The 25,010-nt window shown below is 65.2% G+C and carries 24 protein-coding genes; 21 read left to right on the forward strand and 3 right to left on the reverse strand.

Annotation, left to right across the window (positions count from 1 at the left end):
- Window positions 1–159: 159 nt before the first annotated feature.
- Window positions 160–1,341 carry a methionine adenosyltransferase gene (metK, locus tag ACG0Z6_RS00750; RefSeq protein WP_394457870.1) on the reverse strand — a complete coding sequence of 394 codons (1,182 nt, stop codon included), beginning with the start codon at window positions 1,339–1,341 and terminating at the stop codon, window positions 160–162.
- A gap of 190 nt (window positions 1,342–1,531) precedes the next feature.
- On the opposite strand from metK, the gene ACG0Z6_RS00755 reads away from it, so the two are divergent.
- The 13 genes from ACG0Z6_RS00755 to ACG0Z6_RS00815 all read left to right on the forward strand — a co-directional run bounded on the left by ACG0Z6_RS00755 (window position 1,532) and on the right by ACG0Z6_RS00815 (window position 15,539).
- The gene (locus ACG0Z6_RS00755) at window positions 1,532–2,389 is read left to right on the forward strand and encodes a lysophospholipid acyltransferase family protein (RefSeq protein ID WP_394457872.1); all 858 of its coding nucleotides are present in this window, start codon (window positions 1,532–1,534) and stop codon (window positions 2,387–2,389) included.
- Window positions 2,386–3,309: an LpxL/LpxP family acyltransferase gene (locus ACG0Z6_RS00760; protein WP_394457874.1), complete on the forward strand. Its 924-nt coding sequence runs from the start codon at window positions 2,386–2,388 to the stop codon at window positions 3,307–3,309. Before ACG0Z6_RS00755 ends, ACG0Z6_RS00760 begins: the two co-directional genes overlap by 4 nt.
- A 7-nt stretch (window positions 3,310–3,316) precedes the next feature.
- The gene (gene dapF, locus ACG0Z6_RS00765) at window positions 3,317–4,183 is read left to right on the forward strand and encodes a diaminopimelate epimerase (RefSeq protein ID WP_394457876.1); all 867 of its coding nucleotides are present in this window, start codon (window positions 3,317–3,319) and stop codon (window positions 4,181–4,183) included.
- On the forward strand, window positions 4,180–4,875 hold the full coding sequence (locus ACG0Z6_RS00770; RefSeq protein ID WP_394457878.1) for a DUF484 family protein: 696 nt from the start codon (window positions 4,180–4,182) through the stop codon (window positions 4,873–4,875). The genes dapF and ACG0Z6_RS00770 overlap by 4 nt, the downstream gene beginning before the upstream one ends.
- Entirely contained in the window at window positions 4,868–5,821 is a 954-nt protein-coding gene (locus tag ACG0Z6_RS00775; RefSeq protein WP_394457880.1) for a tyrosine recombinase XerC, read from the forward strand. The genes ACG0Z6_RS00770 and ACG0Z6_RS00775 overlap by 8 nt, the downstream gene beginning before the upstream one ends.
- Before the next feature lie 30 nt (window positions 5,822–5,851).
- On the forward strand, window positions 5,852–7,396 hold the full coding sequence (locus tag ACG0Z6_RS00780) for a hypothetical protein (protein ID WP_394457882.1): 1,545 nt from the start codon (window positions 5,852–5,854) through the stop codon (window positions 7,394–7,396).
- 33 nt (window positions 7,397–7,429) lie between these two features.
- Window positions 7,430–8,611 (forward strand): class I SAM-dependent rRNA methyltransferase, encoded by a 1,182-nt coding sequence (locus tag ACG0Z6_RS00785; RefSeq protein WP_394458789.1) that lies wholly within the window; start codon window positions 7,430–7,432, stop codon window positions 8,609–8,611.
- 2 nt (window positions 8,612–8,613) lie between these two features.
- Window positions 8,614–9,285, forward strand: a complete 672-nt coding sequence (locus tag ACG0Z6_RS00790) for a response regulator transcription factor (RefSeq protein ID WP_394457884.1) — start codon at window positions 8,614–8,616, stop codon at window positions 9,283–9,285.
- Window positions 9,282–10,298: a sensor histidine kinase gene (locus ACG0Z6_RS00795; RefSeq protein ID WP_394457886.1), complete on the forward strand. Its 1,017-nt coding sequence runs from the start codon at window positions 9,282–9,284 to the stop codon at window positions 10,296–10,298. The genes ACG0Z6_RS00790 and ACG0Z6_RS00795 overlap by 4 nt, the downstream gene beginning before the upstream one ends.
- A gap of 93 nt (window positions 10,299–10,391) precedes the next feature.
- Window positions 10,392–11,498 (forward strand): DUF3500 domain-containing protein, encoded by a 1,107-nt coding sequence (locus tag ACG0Z6_RS00800; RefSeq protein WP_394457888.1) that lies wholly within the window; start codon window positions 10,392–10,394, stop codon window positions 11,496–11,498.
- A 17-nt stretch (window positions 11,499–11,515) separates the two neighbouring features.
- Entirely contained in the window at window positions 11,516–12,661 is a 1,146-nt protein-coding gene (locus ACG0Z6_RS00805) for a HupE/UreJ family protein (protein WP_394457890.1), read from the forward strand.
- 246 nt (window positions 12,662–12,907) lie between these two features.
- Window positions 12,908–14,077, forward strand: a complete 1,170-nt coding sequence (locus ACG0Z6_RS00810) for a trypsin-like serine protease (protein ID WP_394457892.1) — start codon at window positions 12,908–12,910, stop codon at window positions 14,075–14,077.
- A gap of 256 nt (window positions 14,078–14,333) precedes the next feature.
- Window positions 14,334–15,539: a PEP-CTERM sorting domain-containing protein gene (locus ACG0Z6_RS00815; RefSeq protein ID WP_394457894.1), complete on the forward strand. Its 1,206-nt coding sequence runs from the start codon at window positions 14,334–14,336 to the stop codon at window positions 15,537–15,539.
- Window positions 15,540–15,544: 5 nt separating this feature from the next.
- Here the strand turns inward: ACG0Z6_RS00815 and ACG0Z6_RS00820 are convergent, their stop codons facing one another.
- Window positions 15,545–16,021, reverse strand: a complete 477-nt coding sequence (locus tag ACG0Z6_RS00820; RefSeq protein ID WP_394457896.1) for an Lrp/AsnC family transcriptional regulator — start codon at window positions 16,019–16,021, stop codon at window positions 15,545–15,547.
- A gap of 138 nt (window positions 16,022–16,159) precedes the next feature.
- Here ACG0Z6_RS00820 and glmS point away from each other — a divergent pair, with 138 nt between their 5' ends.
- Window positions 16,160–18,034 (forward strand): glutamine--fructose-6-phosphate transaminase (isomerizing), encoded by a 1,875-nt coding sequence (gene glmS / locus ACG0Z6_RS00825; protein WP_394457898.1) that lies wholly within the window; start codon window positions 16,160–16,162, stop codon window positions 18,032–18,034.
- Between the two features lie 50 nt (window positions 18,035–18,084).
- The gene (locus tag ACG0Z6_RS00830; protein WP_394457900.1) at window positions 18,085–18,366 is read left to right on the forward strand and encodes a helix-turn-helix domain-containing protein; all 282 of its coding nucleotides are present in this window, start codon (window positions 18,085–18,087) and stop codon (window positions 18,364–18,366) included.
- Window positions 18,367–18,369: 3 nt separating this feature from the next.
- On the opposite strand, the gene ACG0Z6_RS00835 is transcribed toward ACG0Z6_RS00830, so the two are convergent.
- Window positions 18,370–19,761 carry an SNIPE associated domain-containing protein gene (locus tag ACG0Z6_RS00835; protein WP_394457902.1) on the reverse strand — a complete coding sequence of 464 codons (1,392 nt, stop codon included), beginning with the start codon at window positions 19,759–19,761 and terminating at the stop codon, window positions 18,370–18,372.
- A gap of 456 nt (window positions 19,762–20,217) precedes the next feature.
- On the opposite strand from ACG0Z6_RS00835, the gene ACG0Z6_RS00840 reads away from it, so the two are divergent.
- The 6 genes from ACG0Z6_RS00840 to arsN2 all read left to right on the forward strand — a co-directional run bounded on the left by ACG0Z6_RS00840 (window position 20,218) and on the right by arsN2 (window position 25,009).
- A complete protein-coding gene (locus tag ACG0Z6_RS00840) occupies window positions 20,218–20,541 on the forward strand; it encodes an ArsR/SmtB family transcription factor (protein WP_394457904.1) in 324 nt (107 codons plus the stop codon).
- A gap of 81 nt (window positions 20,542–20,622) precedes the next feature.
- Window positions 20,623–21,126: an arsenate reductase ArsC gene (locus ACG0Z6_RS00845; RefSeq protein ID WP_394457906.1), complete on the forward strand. Its 504-nt coding sequence runs from the start codon at window positions 20,623–20,625 to the stop codon at window positions 21,124–21,126.
- A gap of 10 nt (window positions 21,127–21,136) precedes the next feature.
- Window positions 21,137–21,847, forward strand: coding sequence for an aquaporin (locus ACG0Z6_RS00850; protein WP_394457908.1), 711 nt, complete (start codon window positions 21,137–21,139; stop codon window positions 21,845–21,847).
- A complete protein-coding gene (gene arsH, locus ACG0Z6_RS00855; protein WP_394457910.1) occupies window positions 21,840–22,571 on the forward strand; it encodes an arsenical resistance protein ArsH in 732 nt (243 codons plus the stop codon). Before ACG0Z6_RS00850 ends, arsH begins: the two co-directional genes overlap by 8 nt.
- Before the next feature lie 117 nt (window positions 22,572–22,688).
- The gene (locus tag ACG0Z6_RS00860; RefSeq protein WP_394457912.1) at window positions 22,689–23,177 is read left to right on the forward strand and encodes a MarR family winged helix-turn-helix transcriptional regulator; all 489 of its coding nucleotides are present in this window, start codon (window positions 22,689–22,691) and stop codon (window positions 23,175–23,177) included.
- On the forward strand, window positions 23,168–25,009 hold the full coding sequence (gene arsN2 / locus ACG0Z6_RS00865; protein WP_394457914.1) for an arsenic resistance N-acetyltransferase ArsN2: 1,842 nt from the start codon (window positions 23,168–23,170) through the stop codon (window positions 25,007–25,009). The genes ACG0Z6_RS00860 and arsN2 overlap by 10 nt, the downstream gene beginning before the upstream one ends.
- The last annotated feature ends 1 nt before the right edge of the window (window position 25,010 follow it).

The following is a 25,010-nucleotide window of genomic DNA, read 5'->3' on the forward strand; positions in this document are numbered from 1 at the left end:
TGCGGTGGCTTTTTACTTAGGCTTCGCTGACGCGAAGGCCGTGCTTTACAGCCCGGCCGCTGCACGCAGCATTGCAGCCTTGTGGTCTTCGTTCACATCCGCTGCGCGGCTATGAACTGCGCCCCAAAGCCCAGGCTTCGCTGACGCGAAGGCCGTGCTTTACAGCCCGGCCGCTGCACGCAGCGCCTGGGCTTTGTCCGTACGCTCCCAGGTGAACTCGGGCTCTTCGCGGCCGAAGTGGCCGTAGGCTGCCGTCTTGCTGTAGATGGGGCGCAGCAGGTCCAGCATCTGGATGATGCCCTTGGGCCGCAGGTCGAAGTGCTGCTCCACCAGCTGAGCGATTTGCTCGTCAGGGATGACACCCGTGCCTTCGGTGTAAACCGTCACGTTCATGGGGCGCGCCACGCCGATGGCGTAGGCCACCTGGATTTGGCATTGCTTGGCCAGACCCGCAGCCACGATGTTCTTGGCCACGTAGCGAGCGGCGTAGGCGGCCGAGCGGTCCACCTTTGTCGGGTCCTTGCCCGAGAAGGCACCACCGCCGTGCGGGCAGGCGCCGCCGTAGGTGTCGACGATGATCTTGCGCCCGGTCAGGCCGCAATCGCCCTGCGGGCCACCGATGACGAAGCGCCCCGTGGGGTTGATGAGGTACTTGGTGTCGGCGGTCAGCCAGTCCTTGGGCAGCACGGGCTTGATGATCTCTTCGATCACCGCCTCGTAGAACTCGGGCTTCATCTTGTCGCCCAGGCTCATCTCCGGGGCGTGCTGGGTGGACAGCACCACGGTGTCGATGCTGTGGGGCTTGCCGTCCACATAGCGCATGGTCACCTGGCTCTTGGCGTCCGGGCGCAGGAAGGGCAGGCGGCCGTCTTTGCGCAGCTGGGCTTGCCGCTCCACCAGGCGATGTGCGTAGTAGATGGGCGCGGGCATGAGCTCGGGCGTCTCATCGCAGGCGTAGCCGAACATCAGGCCTTGGTCGCCCGCCCCGGTGTTGAGGTGATCGTCGCTGGCGTGGTTCACGCCCTGGGCGATGTCGTTGCTCTGCTTGTCGTAAGCCACCAGCACCGCACAGCCCTTGTAGTCGATGCCGTACTCGGTGTTGTCGTAACCGATGCGTTTGATGGTGTCGCGCGCGACTTGGATGTAGTCGACATGCGCGTTGGTGGTGATCTCACCGGCCAACACCACCAAGCCCGTGTTGCACAAGGTCTCAGCCGCTACGCGCGAGCGGGGATCTTGCGCGAAGATGGCGTCCAGGATCGCGTCAGAGATTTGGTCAGCCACCTTGTCGGGGTGGCCTTCCGAGACAGATTCGGAGGTGAAGAGAAAATCATTCGCCATTTAAACTCCCAGTTGACATCGAAGACCCGCGTTGGCCGGGGCTGAGGGAGTCAGGCGGCGAACGCTTTAGCGGAATTGATTGAGCATCGCTGCTCCGCAAGCTGTGGTTCCCTTGAAAAACAGCATGATCGCCCCGCAAGTAGTCCAGTAACTCGGCGATGTCGCAATTATAGAAAGACTTGTACGCAAGATGTGGGTGCTGCGTTGGATGTCGCGTTGGCCTTTGTGGGTATTGCAGGCTTTGGGCGCTGCCCTGGGGGTATTGACGAATTGGGTCTCACCGACTTACCGCCGTCGCCTGCAAGCGCATGTGGCGCAGGCTGGGTTTGAGCCACAGGTGGCGCGCGCTGCGGTGCGTCAGGCCGGGCGCATGCTGGGGGAGCTTCCCTGGGTGTGGGCGCGGCCTCAGTCTGAGCCGGCCAGTGCGCGTGTGCAGTGGGTGGGGGCCGAGCGTGTCGAGGCGCTGCAGGCCCAGGGGCGCGGCGTGCTCGTGCTCACACCGCATATGGGCTGCTTTGAAGTGGCCGCGCAGGCCTTTGCGGAACGCTTTGGTGCCATCACCGTGATGTACCGGCCATCGCGCCAAGCCCTGCTGCGGCCCATTGTCGAAGCCGCGCGCGAGCGTCCGGGCGTGCAGGGCGCTCCGGCCAGCTTGCTGGGTGTGCGCAAAATGCTGCGCGCCTTGCGCCAGAAAGAAGCCGTGGGTTTGCTGCCAGACCAGGTGCCGCCCGAGGGGCTGGGCGTCTGGGCGCCCTTTTTCGGCCGCGAGGCCTACACCATGACCTTGGCAGCGCGCTTGCTGCAGCAGACCGATGCCGGGGCTGTGGCCCTGTGGAGCGAGCGCCTGCCCGGTGGCGCGGGCTACCGCATCCACGTGCTGGACGGGCCCCGGGTGACGTCCGAGATGTCGCCCGTGGAGGCCGCGCGCTGCATCAATGAATCCATGGAAGGCTTGATCCGCTTGGCACCCGACCAATACCTGTGGGGCTACAACCGCTACAAGCCGCCGCGTGCCGTGGCGCTGGAACAGCTGGGAGATGGCTCTTGAGCGGGCGCTACCGCTCCACCGGCCTGGCAGCGCGGCTGGCGGCCTACAGCTTTATTGCGCTGCTGTGGCTGGTGCATTGGCTGCCGCTGGGGGTGCAGGACTGGCTGGGCCGCGGCCTGGGGGCGCTGCTCTACCGCCTGGCGCGTTCGCGCCGCGGCATTGCGCTGCGCAATTTGGAGCTGTGCTTTCCCGAGCGCAGCGCGCCGCAGCGCGAAGCCCTGGCGCGCGAGCACTTTGCGTGGCTGGCGCGCAGCTATCTGGAGCGCGGCCTGCTGTGGTTTGCCTCGCCCGCACGCTTGCAGCGGCTCATGCGCATCGAGGGCGATATTGCGCTGAGCGAGCACTGCGGCCGCCCGGTGATGTGGTTGATGCCGCACTTTGTGGGCCTGGACTGGTCGGCCCCGGCCATCATGCTCAACCAGGCCTGCCCGGGTGCCAGCATCTACCAGCGCCAGAGCAACCCGGTGGTGGACCGCTGGCTGCGCCGCGCGCGCGAACGCTTTGGCCGCACCCAGCTGGTGGACCGCCACGACGGCGTGCGCGCCATCTTGCGCGCGGTGCGCTCGGGCCATGGTTTTTTGAACCTGCCCGACATGGACTTTGGCGCCAAAGACTCGGCCTTCATCCCGTTCTTCGGCGTGCCCGCCTGCACGCTGCTGGCTCCGGCCAAGATTGCGCAGACCCTGGACATGGTGGTCCAGCCCATTGTGGTGACGCTGCTGCCGCGCGGGCAGGGCATCTTGGTGCGTGCGCACGAGCCGCTGCAGGGCTACCCCAGCGGCGACCTCGAAGCCGATGCGCTGCTGCTCAACCGCTGGATTGAGGCGCGCATCCTCGAGCAACCCGCGCAGTACCTCTGGGTGCACAAGCGTTTCAAGACCCGCCCGGCTGGTGAGCCCTCGCTGTACACACGGAGATAATCCCCCTATGAATCTGCGCTTTACCAAGATGCAGGGGGCAGGCAATGACGTGGTGGTGCTTGACGCCACGCGCACTGCGCTCGCCCTCACGACCCAGCAGCTGCGCCAGCTGGCCGACCGTCGCTTTGGCGTGGGCTGCGACCAAATCCTGCTGGTCGAACCGCCCCAGCAAGACGATGTTGATTTCACCTACCGCATCTTCAATGCCGATGGCGGCGAGGTCGAGCACTGCGGCAACGGCGCGCGCTGCCTGGTGCGATTCCTCGTCGACAAAGGGCTGACCCAGCAGCGCAGCGTGCGTGTGCGCACGCTCAACAAAACCCTGGAGCTCTCGCTGCAAGACGATGGCCGCGTGAGCGTGGACATGGGCACGCCGCTGTTTGACCACCTCGACATTCCCTTCGATGGCGGCGGCCTCATGCCGCGCCACGAGGGGCTGTTTGAACTCTGGCCGCTGAGCCTGGCCGACAGCGTGTCTTGCGAAGTCGCCGTGCTGTCCATGGGCAACCCGCACGCCGTGCAGCGCGTGGCCGATGTCGACCAAGCACCCGTGGCCCTCCTGGGCCCGCAAATCGAAGGCCATGCGCGCTTCCCCAAGCGCGTCAACGCGGGCTTTATGCAAGTGCTGTCGCGCCGCGAAGTGCGGCTGCGTGTGTACGAGCGCGGCGCGGGCGAAACCCTGGCCTGCGGTACCGGCGCTTGTGCGGCGGTGGTGGCGGGCATACGCCTGGGCTGGCTCGATGAGGCGGTGGAAGTCCACGCCCGCGGCGGCGACTTGCGCATTGAATGGGCCGGCATCAGTCAGGGCTTGCGCGCCGCGGTGCGCATGATCGGCCCGGCGTCCACGGTGTTTGAAGGAGAAATCGTTCTGTGAGCAGCATCCAAGGTTTGACCGAACAAGACATCGTCGAGCACCTCGCGCGCGACCCCAGCTTTTTTGAGCGCCACGCCGAGCTGCTGGTCGGCGTGCGGCTGGGCCATCCCCATGGCCCGCACACCGTCTCCTTGCAGGAGCGCCAGACCGAGCTGCTGCGCGACAAGATCAAGGGCCTGGAGCGCAAGATCCTGGACATGATCCGCCACGGCCAGGAAAACGAAACCCATGGCGAGCGCCTGCATCAGTGGACGCTGTCCTTGATGGCGGCGGTCAACCCGCAAGCGTTGCCGGAGCTGGTGGAGCGCGGGCTGCGCCAGCACTTCCTCATCCCCACCACGGGTCTGCGCCTGTGGGGGCTGGATGCGGTGTATGCCGAGCTGCCGCAGGCCTTGGCCGTGAGCTCGGACGTCAAATCTTTTGCCAACAGTCTGAGCCAGCCCTATTGCGGCGTGAACTCCGGCTTTGAGGCCGCCCACTGGCTCACCGGCGAGGTGGGTTCGCTGGCCCTGGTGCCCCTGGTGCAGCCGGGCAGCGGCAAGGCCTTTGGCCTGCTGGTGCTGGGCTCGCCCGACGCGACGCGCTACACCGCCGAAATGGGCACCGAGTTCCTGGAGCGCGTGGGCGCTTTGGCCTCCGCCGCGCTGGCCGGCCTGCTGCCGCGCACTGCGCCGGACCAGGGCGATGCCTGAGAACAGCGCAGCTGCAGACGCGCCCGAGCTGGACGCGCTGCAGCTGCGCTATCTGGAATTTCTGCGCGTGCAGCGCCGCCTGGCGCCGCGCACCTTGGTGATCTATCAACATGCCCTGGCCCAGCTGCAGCAGCTGGCGCAGCGCGACGCGCAAGACTTGCTGAAGCTGGACATGGCGCGCGCGCGCACGTGGCTGGCGCAGCTGCACATGGCGCAGCAACAGGGCCCGCGCACGCTGGCCCTGCACCTGTCGGCCTGGCGTGGCTGGTACCGCTGGCTGGGCCGCGAGGGCCTGGTGGCCAGCAATCCCGTAGATGGGCTGCGCGCGCCGCGCCAAGGTCAGGCCTTGCCCAAAGCCCTGGGTGTGGACGACGCCGTGCGCCTGGCCGAGCACACCGACGGCGAGGCCAACCCCGTGCAGCAAGTGCAGGACCGCTGCGTGGTGGAGCTGCTCTACGGCTGCGGCTTGCGTGTGGCCGAACTGGTGGGGCTGGACCTGCGCCACAGCGCCCAGGCCCAGGGCTGGCTGCAGCTCGATGCAGCCGAGCTGCAGGTGCTGGGCAAGGGCAGCAAGCGCCGCGCGCTGCCGCTGGGGCGCTGCGCCCTGGAGGCGCTGCAGCAATGGCTGGCCGTGCGTGGTCAGTGGGCTGCGGCCGATGAGGCGGCCTTGCTGGTGGGCCCGCGCGGGCGGCGTTTGAGCGCCGATGCGCTGCGCCGCCGCCTGCGCCTGCGCGGTGTCCATGCAGGAATGCCCGCGCATGTTCACCCCCACATGTTGAGGCATTCCTTTGCCTCGCATGTGTTGCAATCCAGTGGAGACTTGCGTGGGGTGCAGGAGTTGCTGGGCCACGCTCAGATTCGCACCACCCAGGTCTACACAAGGCTGGACTATCAACGTCTGGCCCAGGTCTACGATGCCGCCCACCCCAGGGCGCGCAAAAAGTAAGGGGCGACAAGCCCGCTGGAGTTGATGTTCATGTTTCGCCCTTTGATGTCCCGGGCTTTGTGCGCCATGCTCGGCGCTGCTGCACTGGGTGTGCAGGCCCAAAGTACCGAGACCGCGCAGCCACCAACAGTCACCGCCATCGACCAACGCCCGGCGGCGTTTGAAATGAGCTGGACGCCGCTGCGCCTCAACGGCGGGCAGCGCAGCGCTTTGCTGGGCGGCAGCTATCTGGTGGCGCTCAACGAAACCTGGGGCCTGGGGCCCTCTGTGTACGGCGCGGCCAAGGGAGATTTGGGCGGCTTTTTTGCCTCAGGCCTGACGCTGCAAGGGCGCTGGGCGCTGGGTCAGGACATGCACCTGTCAGCCGGCCTGTTCACAGGTGCGGGCGGGGGCGTGAGCACACCGCTCAACAACACGGGCGGCGGTTTGATGCTGCGTCCGGAACTGAGCCTGCGCAGCCAGTTCGGCGCCTGGTATCTGGGTCTGGGCGTGGCACAGCTGCGCTTTCCCAGCGGCAATATCCGCGACACCAACTGGACCCTGGTGCTGGGCCGCTCGGACCGCTTTCTGAGCTTCTCGCCCGAGGAAGCTGGCCGCTGGGGGCGTGCGGGTGATCGCACCGGCATGGGCTTTGACGAAGTGGCGCTGAATGTGGTGCAGGACAGCCCACGTGCTTCGGCCAGCCGTCAGCGCAGCGGCCAGACCGTGAGCGGCCGCCGCGGCCGCGCTGGCGCCGATGTGCGCCAGTACCTGGGCGAGGGCGCCTGGTGGGGCCTGGAGGCCTCAGGCGCTGCGCAAGGCGGCAACGACGGTTATATGGACGTCCTGGCCAATATGGGTCAGGACTGGGCGCTGTTCAGCCCGCGTCTGCGTGTGGGGGCACAGCTCTCGGCGGGCTTGGGCGGCGGGGGGGACCTCGATACCGGCAGTGGCTGGCTGCTGCGCGCTGGCCCCACCTTGCGCTGGATCACGCCCTGGGGCCCCACGCTGCGCCTGGAGGCCGCTTGGACCAAGGCGCCGCGCGGCCATTACGAAGCGCGCCAACTGCGCCTGGCCCTGGCTCTGCCGCTGGAGCCGCTCAGCCGCACCCTGTCGCTGCCGCCGCTGGAGTCTGCTGCTGTGCGTTTGCAGACCTGGACATTTGGTGCACACCACTTCAGCCGTCTGCCCTACAAGGACGGGCGCCAAGAGGGCATGACGGCGCTGACCTTGGGTGTGACGCGCCAGCTCGGCGGGCCGCTCTATGGCGTGGCGCAAGCTGGCAGTGCGGCCCGGGGCCGTGCAGGGGCCTATGCCTATGGCCTGTTTGGCCTGGGCCTCAACAGCCCGGCTTGGTCAGGCTGGCGCACGGGGGCTGAGCTGCTGGTGGGCGCGGCCGGTGGTGGGGGCGTGGCCGCGGGCTCGGGCGCGGTGGCGCAAAGCCAGGCCTGGCTGCAGTGGGAAGGCCTGCAAAGCGACGGCCGCCTGCGCCTGCGCCTGGGCGCGGGCCAATGGCGCACCCTGGGTCAGACCCACAACAGCAGCCCCATGTTCAATCTCGACCTCGGCTACGCCTTCGGCACCACCGGGCGCTGAACAAATGCGCAGCCCATGGCCGACAATTCGGGCATGAAAGTGATTCGTATAAGAGCGGGCAAAGAACGCTCACTGCTGCGCCGCCACCCTTGGGTGTTTCAGGGTTCCATCGAAAAAGGCAAGGCCGACCCGGGCGAGACCGTGCGGGTCGAGTCCGAGGACGGCAGCTTCCTGTGCTGGGCCTCCTTCAGCCCCAGCTCCATGATCCGCGTGCGGGCCTGGAGCTTTGAGGAGCACCAGCGCATTGACGCGGCCTTCTTCGCCGACAAGATCAGCCAGGCCGTGGCCGTGCGCAGCCGCATGCCCATTGCCTCCAACGCGGTGCGGCTGGTGCACGGCGAGGCCGATGGCCTGCCGGGCCTGATCGTCGACCGCTACGACGACACGCTGTGTGCGCAGTTTCTGTCAGCGGGCACGGAGCGCTGGAAAGACACCATTGCCGACGCTTTGCTCCAAGCCACGGGCCTGACGCGGCTTTATGAACGCAGCGACTCGAGCGTGCGCCAGCTCGAAGGCCTGCCCCTGGTCAGCGGCTGGCTGCGCGGCGAGGGCAGCACGGCCATCACCATCTGCGAGCATGAGTGGCAGCTCACCCTGGATGTGCACGAGGGCCACAAGACCGGCTACTACCTCGACCAGCGCGACAACCGCAAAAAGTTTGCCGACACCGTGCGCCAATACGGCCTGAACTCGGTGCTCAACTGCTACTGCTACACGGGGGGCTTTTCGGTGGCTGCCCTGGCCGGTGGGGCGAAGGAGGTGGTGAGCGTGGACTCGTCTGCTCCCGCCCTGGCGCGCGCCAATGCCCATGTGCTGCTCAACGGCTTTGACGCCGCGCGTCACACCGCGCGGGATGCCGATGTGAACGCCACGCTGCGCGAATACCTCAAAGAGGGGCGGCAGTTCGACGCCATCGTGCTGGACCCGCCCAAGTTCGCGCCCACCGCCGCCCATGCCGAGCGCGCGGCGCGGGCCTACAAAGACATCAATCGCCTGGGCTTCAAACTGCTGGCCCCCGGCGGTGTGCTGTTCACCTTCAGCTGCTCAGGCGGCGTGGGGCCGGAGCTCTTTCACAAAATCGTGGCCGGTGCGGGCATGGATGCAGGCGTGGACGGCTTCATCCTCGATCGCGTGGGCGCCACTCCCGACCACCCGCAAACCATCTGCTTCCCCGAAGGCGAATACCTCAAGGGCCTGATGGTGCTCAAGCGCTGATCATGGTGCGGGTGCTGATCGTCGACGACGATGCCGAGATCGGTGCCTTGCTGTGTGCTGCTTTGGCGCGCCATGGCCTGCAGGCCGAGCATCAGCTCAGTGGCCAGGGCTTGCTCAAGCGCCTGGCGTGCGGAGATGTGGACGTGTTGATCTTGGACCGCATGCTGCCCGGCGACGACGGCCTGAGCCTGTGTGGGGCGGTGCGACAACAGCACGCCCTGCCCATCCTGATGCTGACCGCCCTGGGTGACCCAGTGGACCGGGTGGTGGGCCTCTATGGCGGGGCCGACGACTACATGGTCAAGCCCTTTGATGTGGCCGAGCTGGTGGCCCGCATCAAGGTGCTGATGCGGCGCCAGCAAGGCGAGGTGCGCCAAGAGGCCTGGCACTTTGCGGGTTGGGCCCTGAATTTGAGCCAACGCGAACTGCGCCGCGCCGACGGTCTGCTGGTGCCTCTGTCTGGGGCTGAGTTCCGGTTGTTGCTGTGTCTGCTGCAGCACAAAGGGCAGGTGCTGAGTCGGGCCGACCTGCAAGCGCAGGCGCAACCGCGTGCGGTGGGCCATGAGCGCAGCATTGACTTGCTGGTCAGCCGTTTGCGCCACAAGCTGCAAGACGACGAGGGGCGCCTGGTCCGCACCGTGCGTGGCCTGGGCTATCAACTGGACGCGCCATGACATTCTTGACCCGCTGGCAAACGGTGTTTGGGCGCCTGGTGATGCTGATGTTGGGCTTGCTGCTGCTCAGCCATGGCCTGACCTTTGTGTTGATCCAGCTCAGCCTGGGGCCGCAGCCCCACAGCCCGCCACTCCCACCCCATTGGCTGGCCCTGCTCATGCTGGCCCAGCTCGTGGCGGCGGCTCTGGCTGTGTGGGTGGGCAGCCGGGTGCTGGCGCGGCCATTTGAGCGTCTGGCGCGGGCTGCTGGGGCCATGCAGGCCGATCAGGCCCTGATGCCCCTGCCCGTGGAGGGCCCGCTGGAAGCTCAGCAAGCCACCACCCTGTTCAACGCCATGCAGGCCCGCATCACCGAACAAGTGCGGCAGCGCCAGGCCCTGTTGGCGGGCATTGCTCACGACCTGCGAGGCCCCCTGACCCGCATGCAGCTGCGATTGGAGGGCATGGCTGCGTCCACCCCGGAAGGTGCAGCCCTGCGCCGCGACGCAGAGGAAATGGCGCGCTTGCTCGAGCAATCCTTGACCTTGCTGAGCCGTGGCGTGGAGGCTGAACCCCTGCAGGTGCTGGACCTGCGTGCGCTGGCCGACAGCGTGGTCGATGATTTGAACGAGCTCTACGGGGTTGACGCCGCCGCCGCACCGCCCCCCCTGAGCTGCCGTGGTGAACTGCCTCCCGTGCAGGCGCGCCCGCTGGCGCTGCGACGGGCGTTGAACAACCTGCTGGACAACGCCATCCGCCACGGCGGCGGCGGCGAGCTGCGTTTGAGCGAGGAGGGCGCGCAGGTGCTGATCGAGATCTGCGACCGTGGACCGGGCCTCGCAGCCGAGTTGCTGGATCATGTGCTGCAGCCCTATGTCCAAGCCCCTCAGTCCTCGCCGGGTGGCTGGGGTCTGGGTTTGGCCATCGCCCATCAGGTGGCGGTGGCGCATGGCGGCAGTCTCAGCTTGCACGCGCGCGAGGGCGGTGGTTTGGTGGTGCGCATGGCATGGCCTCGCGCCATGTGTCCAACTTGATGTAATTCAGACAACAAGGGTTCACCGAGCGGTCCCAGCATGGCAGCTATGCCCCATTTCGAGGGCTTGTGCGTTGGCCTGAAGGAGAACCCCGTGAACCACCCCTCTGTCATTCGTCGCGCTGGATTGTTCAGCGCTATTGCCGCGGCGACCGTGGCCTTGTTGGTCGCCTGCGGCGGTGGCAGTGACAGCGGCGATGCCGCTGGCGCCACGCCCACCACGCCCACCACACCCATCACGCCGCCGGTGACTGCAGACTGCAGCCAGCAGACGGAGCAGGCCGCGCAACTCACCTGCCTGGCCAACAACTTCCTGGCCACGCTCAGCAGCAGTCAGCAGAGTGCGGTGGTGGTGTCGCTGACGGCCAGCAACGCCACGCAGCGCTGGTCCAACCTGCCAGTGGGCATGGTGGCGCGCAGCGGTCTGCCCTTGAGCAGCCTGGATGCCAAGGCCAAAGCGGCAGCGCTGACTTTGCTGCGTGCCTCGCTTACGGCGCAGGGGCAAACCACCATGGACGAGTTGCGCAGCGCCGATGCCTACCTCGGCGGGCTGACCGGCGGCTACGGCGAAGACCTGTACTACATCGCCTTGTTGGGGGCGCCCAGCACCACCTCGTCGTGGATCTTGCAGTTCACTGGGCACCACTACACCCATCACATCACGGTGTCGGGCAAGGTGCTGGGGGCCACGCCCATGTTTGTGGCCGTAGAGCCCACGGCCTGGAGTGCCAATGGCGTGGAGCATGCGCCGCTGGCCAGCCGCCGCAACGCCCTGCTGGCCATGTTGAATGGCTTGGATGCGAGCCAGCAAGCTGCGGCCAAGTTGCCCCAGGCCTATGACGATCTGCTGGTGCGACCGCAGCAAGACGGCAAGTTCCCCAGCGTGCGTGAGGGCTTGCAGGTCAGCCAGCTCAGTGCCACCCAGCAGGCCTTGGTCAAGGCCGCCATCCTCAGCTATGCGGCCGACGCCAAGACCGGCCAGGCCGAGGCCTATGTCAGTGATACGGCCTTGGCCGACACGCGCGTGGCCTGGGCCGGCTACACCGACCTGGCCACGCGCGGGGCCTATGTCCGCATCGATGGCCCCAGCGTCTGGATCGAGTTCTCGGTGCAGCCCGGCATCGTGATCCGCACGCAAAACCACTACCACAGCGTCTGGCGCGACAAGCAGCTGGACTACGGCGGCTTGTTCAAGTTTTGAGCCTGGAGGGCTGGGTGATGCGCTGGGTGCGTCTGCTTCAACAGGGCTTGTGGTGGTGGCTGTGTTGGCCCATGGTGGGGGTGGCACACGACATGCCTCAGTCGATGGTGTCGGTGCAGGTGCTGTCTGGGTATTGGCAGGTGCAGGCTCGCCTGCCCGAGGACCGGCTGATGCTGGCCATGGCTCAGGCCGCGCAGCCAGCGTCGTCCGGCAGCCCGCCCAACGCCCTCACCGAAGCCACCGTGCGCAGCTACGCGCAAGGGCGCTTTTGGGCGACTGACCCTGACGGTCAGCCTTGGGTGCTCATGAGCACCGAGGTCCTGCCGCCCGCACCCGGCACCAATGAATGGACGCTGCGCTGGCAGCTGCACCCTGCAAGCGGCCTGCAGGCCGAGAGGGTGCGGCTGCACTACGAGCTCATCACCCGCGAGATCGCCACGCATGTGGTGGTCTTCACCCTGACGCAAGACTGGGAGCGCGGCGAACTGCCCCAGCAGCCGCGTTTGCTGGGCAGCGTCTCCCATGCACCGCTGTGGCTGGACGTGCACCGCAGAGCGCCCGCGCCTTGGGCAGGCGCTCTCAGCATGGCTCGCCAGGGCTTTTGGCATTTGCTGGAGGGTGCAGACCACCTGCTCTTCCTGGCCACGCTGTGGTGGACGGCGGGGCTGCGCCTGCACCGAGGCCGCTGGCAGGCCGCGCCTTCGCGTCGTGCCGTGTGGCAGGCCATGCTCTGGCGGGTCAGTGCCTTCACCCTGGGGCACAGCCTGGCTTTGATGGCCGTGGCCTTGCACTGGCTCCCCCCAGCAGGCCGCGTGGTGGAGGTCTTGATTGCCGTTACCGTCGCGCTGTGTGCGCTGCATGCCCTCAGGCCGCTGTTCCCGCGCCGCGAGTTGGCTTTGGTCACGGCCTTTGGTGCCATCCACGGCAGTGCATTTGCCGAAGGCCTCACGGCACTACACCTCAACACCTCCCAGCTCCTGGGCGCCTGCCTGGCCTTCAATGCAGGCCTGGAGTTGGCGCAATTGCTGGTCGTGGTCGCGATGGCGCCCCTGGCCCTGCCTCTGGCTTGCAGCACCCGGCCGCATGTCAATCAGATCCGGCAGGGGCTGGCCATCTGCACTCTGGTCATGGCCCTGGTTTGGTTGGGTCAGCGCCTGGCCTGAATGGCAGTGCTCGCAGACAAAAAAGCCCCCAGATGCCCCTGAATCAGGGTTTGTCTGTCGCGGCATTTGGCTTGCTGTGGTTGGCAAAACACGACCCTGACTGTTCAAGAATGGGCCTCTCAAGCAACCGCTGCCCCATGTGCCATGCACTGGAGGTACGCATGAGGGAGGGCTTCGATCAGGCATAGGGCTTGGTGTGGGCGGTTTTCCTCGTGTGTGCCTTGGGGCGCAAACAGGAGTATCCGGATGTCGACGTCCTTGAAAATCAAACTCATGCCCCTGGCCCTGCTGGTGGCGGCCGGCTTGGCGCAGGCCAGCCCGGTCGGTCAGATCGAAGACACGCGCTTTGTCCCCAAGCAACTGGGGGATGGCGCGAGCAAACCTATCGAGGTCTATGGCTCGCGCTTTGCGCCCAGGGCCAGCCTGGATGGTCCAGGCCAAGTGCAGCCACAGACGGGCAACAACAGCCACCCCTCAAATTGGCGCGTGACTGAGGGGCAGACCTTCAACGGACGCAATTTCGAGGGCGTGGCGCGTCTGGCCTTCACCACCAAGGCCGGTGCGGGCTACGCGTGCTCGGGGACGCTGCTGGCTGGCGGCCAGTACGTGCTGACGGCCGCACATTGCGCGGACGACTTCACCAGCATGCGCGTGGACTTCGGCGTCTACAACAACGTTGCCAAGGAAACCCGCTACGCCACCCAGGCCTTTGTGCACTCCGGTTGGACGGGTGCGCTGGGTCAGGGCTCGGATATCGCCATCCTGAAGCTGGACAACGCGGTGACCTCGATCCAGGGCTTCAACATCAGCACCAGCAACGATCTGGGCAAGGACTTCCTGATCATGGGCTATGGCACCACCTCCGTGGGCAATAGCAACACCGCCACCAACTGGAATGACCGGGGTTGGGCGCACTGGGGGCGCAACACTGCGGATGTCTCGGGCAAGGACCTCAACACCGCGCTGTTTGGTGACAGCCCTGACGACGACAAGTACGGCGTGGAATACGTTGCCGACTACGACGGCTTCCTGAACCCCGACAAGCACAACACCCTGCAGATCCTGGCCAATGCCTCCGGCAACCGCTGGACCAGCGGCACCGGTTTGGGCCAAGACGAAGCGCTGATCGCCGGTGGTGACTCCGGCGGTGGCGACTTTGTCTGGAATGGCAGCGAATGGTTGCTCTCCGGCGTGCACTCCTGGGGTTGGCAGGTTTGCACTGCCGCCATGGGTTGCGACTATTCCAAGGCCAACAGCTCCAGCTGGGGAGACCTCAGCGGCTCCACGGCTGTGTTCAGCCACGCGGCTTGGATCAACGAAATCGTGTCCGCTCCTGTGCCGGAACCCAGCACCTATGCATTGATGTTGGCTGGCCTGCTGGCTGTGGGTGCGACTGCACGCCGCCGCCAAGACTGAGGCCAGCGCGCGCAGCGCGCTTTGCAACACACACCCAAGGGGCGGCGCTGGCCGCCCTTATTTATTGGGCCGCCATGTCTGAGATTTGCTTGCATGGTGCGCTGCGCATGCCTACCCCGCGAGCACGGGGATTGCTGGCTAACTCGTGACTTTTCTACGATGTGCTCAAGTTCATGCAGCGGAAAGCTTGAACTGGCAAACACAAAAACGTATCCGCATCGCGTGGGAATTGTTTGGGCTACACCAAGGGATTGCCATGCTTTGCTTGAATCGTATTCCGGCGCGTTTGGGCGCGCTGTCTTTGGCCTGCGGGCTGTTGTGCACCGGCGCTCATGCTGCTGACATGACGTGGCTCGGTAGCGGCTTTATGCCCACGGGCACCAGCAACAACGGCACGGCCGTGATCGGTAACGACTACAACACCACGCGCTACAGCCTATGGTCTGGCGGCGCCTTGCGTGATGTGGGTGGGGCGGTGGCCTCGGGGGCGTTTGGCGGCATACCGCAAATCAGTGCCGATGGCAGCATCATCAGCGGCACGGCCCGCAATGCCGCGACAGGCTTTTACGAGGCCGCATTTCGGCGCGCTGACGGGGGAGACTGGACACTGCTGGGCGGCATTGGCGGCACCTCCTCCCAGGAAACTTCCGGCGGCTGGGCGATGAGCCGCAACGGCCGCTACGTCGCGGGCATGGCCTGGGACGTCGGTACGGCCGCAGGCCGTGGCCGTGGTGTGATTTGGGACACCACCACCGGCAACTTGGTGGCCAATGTGGGCACCTCGGGCTACAGCACCGCCAGCACGCGGCTCAATGCCATCAGCAATGACGGCAAAGTGGCTGTGGGCTGGGGCGGCAGCCGCAGCCCCATGGTGTGGAGCGACCCGGACGGCGACGCGCAGTACAGCCGGTTTGAAATCAAGCCGCCCAGTGGGGTGCTGCAGGAAGCCGCCAGTGTGTCGGCCGATGGTCGATGGGTGGTGGGTTTTGGCGCCAATGGCAACCCTGGGGGCTGGCGCTGGAGTGAAGCCACTGGCTTGCAAAGCCTGCCCATGCTGCCCGGTGCGCCTCCCCGCACCTATGGCTACGCCAATGCGGTGAGCCTCGATGGCAGTGTGATCATTGGCACGCAGCGCACCACCGGGGCTCAGGCCTACCAAGGCAGCGGCTTCATCTGGACCCAGTCTGGCGGCATGCAGTCCTTCAACGACTTCGTGCATGGCTTGGGCATTGATGTGGCGGGTGCTTACAGCTTCGCCCTGCCCACAGCCATGAGCGAGGACGCCAGCGTCATCGTGGGCACCGCATATGCGGTCAACGGAGGTCTGGTGGACTCCACGCCCGTGGGCTTCATGCTCACCGGCCTGGCTCCGGTGCCGGAGCCCAGCGCTGCGCTGATGTTGGTGATGGGCCTGGCCTGCGCGGGCTTGGCCCGGCGTCGCACAGTCTCAAGCCAGGGCTGAACGCCTCAGGGCTTGAGGTTCAGCGCAGTGGTGAACTTGCTGCGCTGAACGCTGAAGAAGCTCTTGACGTTGCGCACATTCGCTTCTTGCGTGAAGAGCCGCTGCACCAGCGCGTGGTAAGCCGGCATGTCGAGCACCTGCACGATCAACACAAAGTCCGGCCCGGGGGAGACGCGGTAGCACTGCTGCACCGCACCCTCGGCCAGCACGCGCGCTTCAAAAGCGGCCAGATGCTCCGCGCCCTGGCGGTCCAGCGTCACCTCCACCACCGCCTGCAGGCCCAGGCCCAGGTGCTGCACCGACAGCAGGGCCACGCGCCGCTCAATCACCCCCAAGTCCTCCAGGCGCCGCACCCGGCGCAGCGTGGTGGCGGGCGAGGCATGGCAGCGCTGCGCCAGCGCCTGGTTGGAGCAACCTGCATCTTGCTGCAGCGCCTCCAGCAGGCGCCAGTCCAGCTCGTCGAGTGTGATTTCTGGTTTCATTTGGTGATTGGTTTTGAAACATTCAGCCATTCATGCTGAGTGGTGAAATTTTCCACCAAAAGTGGACTAAAGTTGAATGCACTTGGTGTGGGCTCAGCACTAGGATTCGGGCCATTCACACAAATCTTGGAGCCCGGTATGTGCGGCATTGTTGGTGCAGTGAGTCAGCAAGACATCGTTCCCATCCTGCTGGAGGGCCTCAAGCGCTTGGAATACCGCGGCTACGACAGCTGTGGCGTGGCCGTGCACCAAGACGGGCAGCTGCGCCGCGCCCGCTCCACCAGCCGCGTGGCCGAGCTGCAGGCGCTGGCCAGCGAGGACCGCGTGGCCTCAGGCACCGGCATTGCCCACACGCGCTGGGCCACGCATGGCGCGCCCGCCGTGCACAACGCCCACCCGCACTTCTCCCACGGCACGGGTGAGGCCGCGCACAGCGGCCCCGGGCGCATTGCGCTGGTGCACAACGGCATCATCGAAAACTACGCCGAGCTGCGCGCCCAGCTGCAGCAGCGCGGCTATGTCTTTCACAGCCAGACCGACACCGAGGTGATTGCCCATCTGGTGGACTGGCACTACCAGGGCGACCTGCTCGAAGCCGTGCAAGCCACCGTGCCCCACCTCAAGGGCGCGTTTGCCATTGCCGTGTTCTGCCGCGACGAACCCCACCGCGTGGTGGGCGCACGCGAAGGCTCGCCCCTGGTGTTGGGCGTGGGCCGCGAGCAGCACGCGGGCGCGCACTTCCTGGCCTCTGACGCCATGGCCCTGGCCGGCGTGACCGACCAAATCGTCTACCTCGAAGACGGCGACGTGGTGGACCTGCAGCTGGGCCGCTGCTGGATCAGCCACCAAGATGCGGCCAGCGGCCGCTTTGAGGCTGTGCAACGCGAAGTGCGCACCGTGCAAGCCCACAGCGGCGCGGCCGAGCTGGGCCCCTACCGCCACTACATGCAAAAGGAAATCTTCGAGCAGCCGCGCGCCATTGCCAACACGCTCGATGCCGTCACCCACATCTGCCCCGAACTCTTTGGCGATGGCGCACACCGCGTTTTCACCGGCGTGGACCGCGTGCTCATCCTGGCCTGTGGCACCAGCTACTACGCGGGCTCCACGGCCAAATACTGGCTGGAGAGCATCGCCAAAATCCCCACCAGCGTGGAGATTGCCAGCGAGTACCGCTACCGCGACAGCGTGCCCGACGCGCGCACCCTGGTCGTCACCATCAGCCAAAGCGGTGAAACCGCCGACACCCTGGCCGCCCTCAAACACGCCCGCAGCCTGGGCATGCAACACACGCTGACAGTGTGCAACGTGCCCACCAGCGCCATGGTGCGCGAATGCCAGCTCGCCTTCATCACCCGCGCCGGGGCGGAAATCGGCGTGGCCTCCACCAAAGCCTTCACCACCCAGCTCGTGGGCCTGTTCCTGCTCACCCTGGCTCTGGCGCAAGTGCGCGGCCACCTCAGCGAGGCCGACGAAGCCCAACACCTCAAAGACCTGCGCCACCTGCCCGTGGCCGTGCAAGCCGTGCTGGCCCTGGAGCCCCAAGTCATGGCCTGGGCCGAAGAATTTGCGCGCAAAGAAAACGCACTCTTCCTCGGCCGTGGCCTGCACTACCCCATCGCCCTGGAAGGCGCCTTGAAGCTCAAGGAAATCAGCTACATCCACGCCGAGGCCTACCCCGCCGGTGAACTCAAACACGGCCCCCTGGCCCTGGTCACCGCCGACATGCCCGTCGTCACCGTCGCACCCAACGACGCGCTGCTGGAAAAGCTCAAAAGCAATATGCAAGAAGTCCGCGCCCGCGGCGGCCAGCTCTACGTCTTCGCCGACGGCGACACCGCCATCGACAGCGAACCCGGCCTGCACGTCATCCGCATGCCCGAGCACTACGGCGCCCTCAGCCCCATCCTGCACACCGTGCCCCTGCAACTCATGGCCTACCACACCGCCTGCGCGCGCGGGACGGACGTGGACAAACCCCGCAATCTGGCGAAGAGTGTGACGGTGGAGTGAGGGGCGACTGGCAACTCAGTGTTGCCAGGTCTGGTTGAAGGAGCAGGACGATGAACAGTCAACGATTTGCCAGCGTCTGGGATGCCATCGAAGACACCCCGGAAGAAGCCGAAAACATGAAGCTGCGATCCGTCCTGATGGCGGCGCTGAAGAATCACCTGGCCCGCACCGAGATGAGCCAAGCGCAAGCCGCAAAGCTCTTTGGCGTGACCCAACCTCGCGTCTCAGACCTGATGCGCGGCAAGATCAACCTTTTCGGCCTGGATGCCTTGGTGAACATGGCCACGGCGGCGGGATTGCAGGTTGAGATGCGTGTTTTGGACGCCGTTTGACTGTCAAGCTAAGGCACCAATCGCCGCAGCCATTTCCGCTGCTTGGATGGACTCAGAGGGCATGGTCATGCGCAGGCTCTCGCGGTACTGCTCTGCTGGCGCCGCGTGCACCACTTCAACGACCGCGTCGTAATTCGCCCGAATCACCGCTTCGATGTCCTTGAGGTCCGCACGGAAAAATTCTTTGCGTCCGTTGACCTTGTTCATTCGCCCCGCTGCAAAGTGTGCGTGCAACTTGGCTTCGAGTGCCGGTGCGTTGTCGGAAAACACCAAGGCATGCACGTCGAAGCGGAATGGCACTGAGGCGTCACCCAGTTCATCGATTCGCTCCATCGGCTCCAAGCGCCGTGTCATGCCAATCTTGTAGACGCCCTCGCCGAATGCGCCAATGTTCGAGATCACGTACACGTAGCCCGCCCGCGCATTCTGTTCGCGATAGTCCAAGAGGCGCTCCTCTTCGTCAAGCGAGCCCTTCTGCTGCTCCAACTCGGTGAGTCGCGCCAGCAGTTCTTCACGTTCTTGTCCGTTCTGAGTGTCTGCCAGCCGGAGTTGCAGCTTTTGCATCGCGCCAGCAAAGTGCCGACGCTCTTTCTCGATCTTGGCGCGCGCTTCCCGGATTTCGCGTTCCAACTTCTCTTGCTCACGCTGTTCCTCGCGAGCTTGGCGTGCCATTTCCTTCTCTTCAGCCCGCTTCGTTTGGAATTCGTGAGCCAGATGCAACTCTTCCAACTTGCGCCCGAGAACCACATCGGTCCACCAGCAACTCGTTTGGTTCAGCAGCTTGTTGCAAGCGGCGAACGACCGACGGATGCGTTCCTCCATGCGGTCGACATTGTTGAACTTGACGTTGTCGATGCAGTACTCGCTCTCACTGTTGAAGGCACGTAACGCGAGCTTCAAGACGTCCTTTCGCAACTGCTTCCATTCAGTCTTTGTGAGCCTGACGCTCTCGTGGTCCCACTGGTCGACGCTTTTGCTCAGTCCCCGCGCCGATTCCTTTTGTTCCTCGCGGATGGCATCCAGCCGAGCCTTGTACTCCGCACTGTTGGTGAGTTGGTACTTGGGTACGTAGAGCGCGAACGATTCGAGTTCAATCACGTCTTCGGCAACCAGGATTTGGTTTTGAACGTCCTTCAGCCTTTGCACAGCCGCGTCCACTTCGGCTTGAGCCGTGAGCACGTTCGCCTGGGTTTGAGCGAGTCGGTGCTCCTCCGATTGGATAGCTTTCTGTATCTCAAGCAGAGTCAGAAGACCGCTTTGCCGCTGTTGCTCCTCAAGGGTTTCGTAGCGCTTTTGAAGCTCATCGGCTGACGACTGCAGAGACCCCAGTTCGCGTTCTAGGCTTTCGGCTTTGAGTCGGTGTTTCGGCCCGTTCCAATAGTCGCGCAGTGCCATCGTCCCTCCACTTGTTGTTCGATGGCAGTGAACTATATCGAGGCCAGGAAATGCGGTCGGTGGACGCCAATTGATGGTGAACGAGCGCCTTCGCTCTGGCATTTATGGCAATGCCAGTGAGCACATGCTCAGCCCCAAATCTCCTGGGTCTGCTGCAGTGTCAGGCCAGCCCACCCATCAAGTCGCTCAACAAAGCCGTTTTCGCAATGGCTTAGTGCGCCGAGCGGGTTTGCTGTACAGGGCCCACGGCCGCACTCATCGAGGTGCTTGCCCTTGCGGGTCAAAACTTGCTGCTGGTGGCGGTGCGTTTCAACGTGCGGGTCGGCCAAGGCATGAGGCATCGTCTTTGCTGGCCTTGAAGTTGAACCTGCCATCACATGCCCACCAGTCTGATGCACAGCTCAACCCGCGCTTTGTGTTGCATCGATATTTCCAACTCTATAGAATTATCAACTTATGGAAGAGCAACACATCATTCGCTCCCTCGCAGCCCTGGCACAGACCCACCGGCTCAGGGTGTTCCGCTTGCTTGTCGTGGCGGGTCAACAGGGTTTGACGCCCGGCGCGCTTGCGGAGGCGCTGGAATTGCCGTCGGCAACCCTTTCCTTTCATCTGAAGGAAATGACCCATGCTGGCTTGGTGACCCAGCAGCGCGTGAGCAGGAATGTGGTCTATCGCGCTGCGTTTGAGCACATGAACGCCTTGCTGGCCTATCTCACCGAGAACTGCTGCCAAGGCGAAGCCTGCATGCCCGCCTCGGCAACGGCCTGCGCCTGCTAGGGGGCAAGAACTGGGATGAATGCGCGCAGGCAAAGTTTCCTGCGCTTGATATCGGCCAAGCGACTTCTCTGAGCTTCAACCATGACGACCAACATTCTCATCCTCTGTACCCACAACTCGGCCCGCAGCGTGCTCAGCGAGGGCATGCTGAACCATTGGGCCAGGAAGCTTGGCAAAGACGTGCGCGCCTTCAGCGCGGGCAGCGCTCCGAGTGGCCGATTGAACCCTTTTGCCCTTGAGGCGCTGACCCATGCCGACATCGACGTGTCCGGCTACCGCAGCAAGAGCTGGGATGAGTTCACCACGCCTGAGGCACCGCCGCTGTCCATCGTCATCACGGTCTGCGACAGCGCAGCCGCTGAGCAATGTCCCGTGTTCTTTGGTGGGAATGGCCAGCCGGTCAAGGTGCATTGGGGCTACCCCGACCCATCCAACGCCGAGGGTGGCGACGAGGGCAAGCGCCGAGCATTCGAGCTGACGCGCCAGGCCATCGGTTATCGCATGTTGCAGCTTCTGCAGTTGCCGCTGGAGACGCTGGGCAAGCAAGAGCTGCTCGCCGAGCTCAAGGCCATTTCTTCCACCTGAGGTGACGGCCATGACTGCTGGAACTCCACAGAAGCTGTTGGCCGAGGGCCTGGGCACAGCCTTGCTGCTTGCCGTCGTGATCGGCTCAGGGCTCATGGCTGAGCGCTTGTCGGGCGGCAACGTGGCCGTCGCACTGCTGGCCAACACCCTCGCGACGGTGTGCGGGCTCTTCATCCTGATTGAAGTGTTCGGCCCCATCAGCGGTGCCCATTTCAACCCTGCGGTGTCCTTGGTGATGGCCGCGCGTGGCGAGTTGCCCAAGGGCCTGCTTGCCCCGTATGTGGTGATGCAGCTGCTGGGCGCCATGCTGGGGGCCTGGCTGGCGCATGCGATGTTCGACATGAGCATCCTGCAGTTCTCGACCAAGCTGCGCACGGGCACGGGGCAATGGATTGCCGAGGGTGTGGCCACCTTCGGGCTGCTGCTGGTCATCCTGCGGGCGTCGGCCGGTCGCGCATCGGCCATGGTGGCTGCTTACATCGGTGCCGCCTATTGGTTCACCGCCTCGACGTCTTTCGCGAACCCGGCTGCCGTTTTTGGCCGCATGTTCAGCGACAGCTTCGCTGGCATTGCGCCGGTGAGTGCGCCAGGCTTCGTCATCGCGCAATTGCTTGGTGCAGGCCTTGCCGTCACGGTCCACCACTGGCTGTCGCCCAGCACCGCCCGCGTCAAGGCGGCCGGGTCTGATGCGCAGAATTCACAAAAGGCCCGTCATGTCTGAGTTGCTGTTTCCCGAGGCCACGTTTCCAGCGCTGAACGCGGACTTGTTCGAGGTGCCGACGCAGGAGCGCTTGGTGGTCGGGGCTCCTTCACAGCATCGGCCTCGATTCCTGCTGCTCTATGGTTCGCTGCGCGAGCGCTCCTACAGCCGCTTGCTGAGCTTTGAAGCCGCACGCCTGTTGGAGGCCATGGGCGGCGAGGTGCGCATCTTTGACCCGGCCGGCCTGCCTTTGCCCGACGGTGCGCCTGACAGCCACCCTAAGGTCCAGGAGCTGCGCCAGCTGGCGCACTGGGCCGAGGGCATGGTCTGGTGCTCGCCCGAGCGGCATGGCGCGATGACCGGGGTGATGAAGTCCCAGATTGACTGGATTCCGCTGAACTCCGGCGCCGTTCGTCCCACCCAGGGCAAGACCTTGGCGGTGATGCAAGTGTCGGGCGGCTCGCAGTCCTTCAATGCCGTCAATCAGATGCGCGTGCTGGGCCGCTGGATGCGCATGCTGACGATTCCGAACCAGTCGTCGGTGGCCAAGGCTTTCGCAGAGTTCACGCAAGAGGGGCGGATGAAGCCCTCAGCGTTTTATGACCGTGTCGTCGACGTGATGGAGGAGCTGTTCAAGTTCACGCTGCTCACGCGCGACCTCGGGCCCTATCTGGTCGACCGCTACAGCGAGCGCAAGGAAAGCGCCGAGGAACTCTCCCAGCGCGTGAACCAACGCGCCCTCTGAGCCCAAGGGGGTGAGCCAGCGGGGTACTTGCCCCGCTTCTTTGGATTAAGTAGTTGCTATTGACAACCACAGTTGAGACGAATACCGTGCAAGCAATTAGTTGCTATTCACATCCAAATGACCGACTCCAATTCCGGCGGCCTGTTGCGCGAGGTGGCTCGCCTGTACACCCGAGCCCAGCGCGTGGTGGCCGACTGCTGCCGCACGACCAGCACCCAGTGCCACCTGCTGACCGAGCTGGGGCGTTCCGGGCCCTTACCGCTGTCGGAACTCGGCATGCGGGTCAGCCTGGAGAAGAGCTGGGTGTCACGTGCGGTGGAGGCCATGGTCGAGCGTGGCTTGGTGACCAAGGAGCCGAACCCGTTCGACGCAAGGAGCTGGCTCGTCACGCTCACCGCCGACGGCGTGCGCACCGTCAATGAGCTGAACCAGACCCTCGACGCGCATGCGACTCAGTTGCTGGGGCGCATGAGCGTGCGAGACCGCGCTGCTGTCGAGAAATCGCTATGGCTGCTCATGCAGGCCCTGCGGGACGACCAGGCGGCCAATTGCTGCCTCCCGCCGCCCGAGCCTGAAGCTAGGAAAGACACCAAGTCATGTTGCTGAACAACGCATCCATCACCCTGCGTCAAGCAGGCCCCTCCGACTGGCCGGCCATCGAAGCGCTGCTGTTGGCCAACAAGCTGCCCACCGCGGGAGCCCGCGAACACCTGGCCACCTATTTGCTGGCCCTCTCCAATGGCGAGGTCGTCGGCAGTGCCGGCGCCGAGGTCTACGGCTCGGTGGCGCTCATGCGCTCCGTCGCCATCACGCCCGGCCTTCAGAAGCAGGGCCTAGGTCGACTGCTGGTCGAGCGCTTGATTCATGAGGCACGCTCGCGCGACATCGCCTCGCTGCATCTATTGACGGTCACTGCGCCCGAATACTTTGCCCAGTACGGTTTCAAGCGCGGCAAGATTGAGCAAGCACCTGCCGCTTTGAAGGCCTCGGCCGAATTCCGGGGCGCATGCCCGACCTGTGCCGCGTTCATGAGCTTGACGCTGCGGCAAGCGCCGAAGCTGGAGGACGATTTGCCCGTGGCCGTGCTCGGTGCTGGCCCCGTCGGCTTGGCTGCAGCTGCCCATTTGATGGAGCGCGGCATTCCCTTCGTGGTGCTTGAGGCGGGCAGCCGCGTGGCCGCGAACTTGCTCGACTACGGTCATGTTCGCCTGTTCTCGCCTTGGCAGTACAACGTCGACCCCACGATGGCAAAGCTGCTCGAACCGACGGGTTGGGTGGCCCCACCGCAGGGTGAACTGCCGCTGGCCAGCGAGATTGTCGAGCGCGTCCTGCAACCCTTTTCGCTGCTGCCGACGGTGGCCAGTTCTCTCCGGCTCGACACCCGCGTTGTGTCGGTCAGCCGAGAAGGCTTGGACAAGGTGAAGAGCGCAGGGCGGGAGATGGCGCCATTTGTGATTCGTGCCATACAGGCCGGGCATCCCATCGAGCTGCGCGCCCGAGCCGTTGTCGACGCCACAGGCACCTGGAGCACGCCCAACCCCGTGGGTGCCAATGGCCTCCCCGCCATTGGCGAACCAGAAGCTGCCGCGCAAATCTTCTACGGCATTCCGGACCTGCAGGGGGCGCTGCGACAGCGCTACGAAGGCAAGCGCACGCTGGTCGTGGGTGCAGGACACTCGGCTGCAAACATCTTGCTGGACTTGGCGGACCTGGCCAAGCAATCGGCCGGAACGCGGTTGGTCTGGGCGGTGCGTTCGCCAGCCCCGCCGCGGGTCTTCGGTGGCGGCGCGGCCGATGCGCTGCCGGCGCGCGGTCAGCTCGGTGCCTCGCTGCGGCGCCTGCGCGACAGCGGCACACTGGAGTTCTTCAGCGGATTGCGCATCACCGAGATTCGGCGAGGGGGCGGTCAGTTGACCGTGCTCGGCCTGGACCCACAGCGGCAGCCTGTGGTGGTCGAAGGCATCGACGAAATCATCTGCGCCACCGGCCAGCGCCCTGATCTTTCATTGACCAGCGAGCTGCGCGTCAAACTCGACCCTTGGCTGGAGTCCACTGAGGCACTAGGCCCGCTGATTGACCCCAATCTGCACAGCTGTGGCACCGTCCGACCGCACGGACACCGCGAGTTGGCACATCCGGAACCAGGGCTCTACACAGTGGGCACCAAGAGCTATGGGCGCGCGCCGACCTTCCTCATGGCAACGGGCTTCGAGCAGGTGCGTTCGGTGGTCGCCGCCATCGCGGGCGACTTGGTTGCAGCTGACCGTGTGGAGCTGGAATTGCCAGAAACAGGTGTCTGCTCGCTCAGTCCTGCGGACTCGCCTGAGCGCGATGGCGCTTGCTGTGGGCCTGCCCCGGACGCATCCGCCGAGGCTGTGGTTGTGCAGGCCGCGCCACCCCAAGAGCCTGCTGCCACGCAGGCCCGCTGCTGCGGTTGAC

Origin of the sequence: Roseateles rivi (assembly GCF_043555845.1) — a bacterium.
GTDB classification, from domain to species: Bacteria; Pseudomonadota; Gammaproteobacteria; order Burkholderiales; family Burkholderiaceae_C; genus Roseateles; species Roseateles rivi.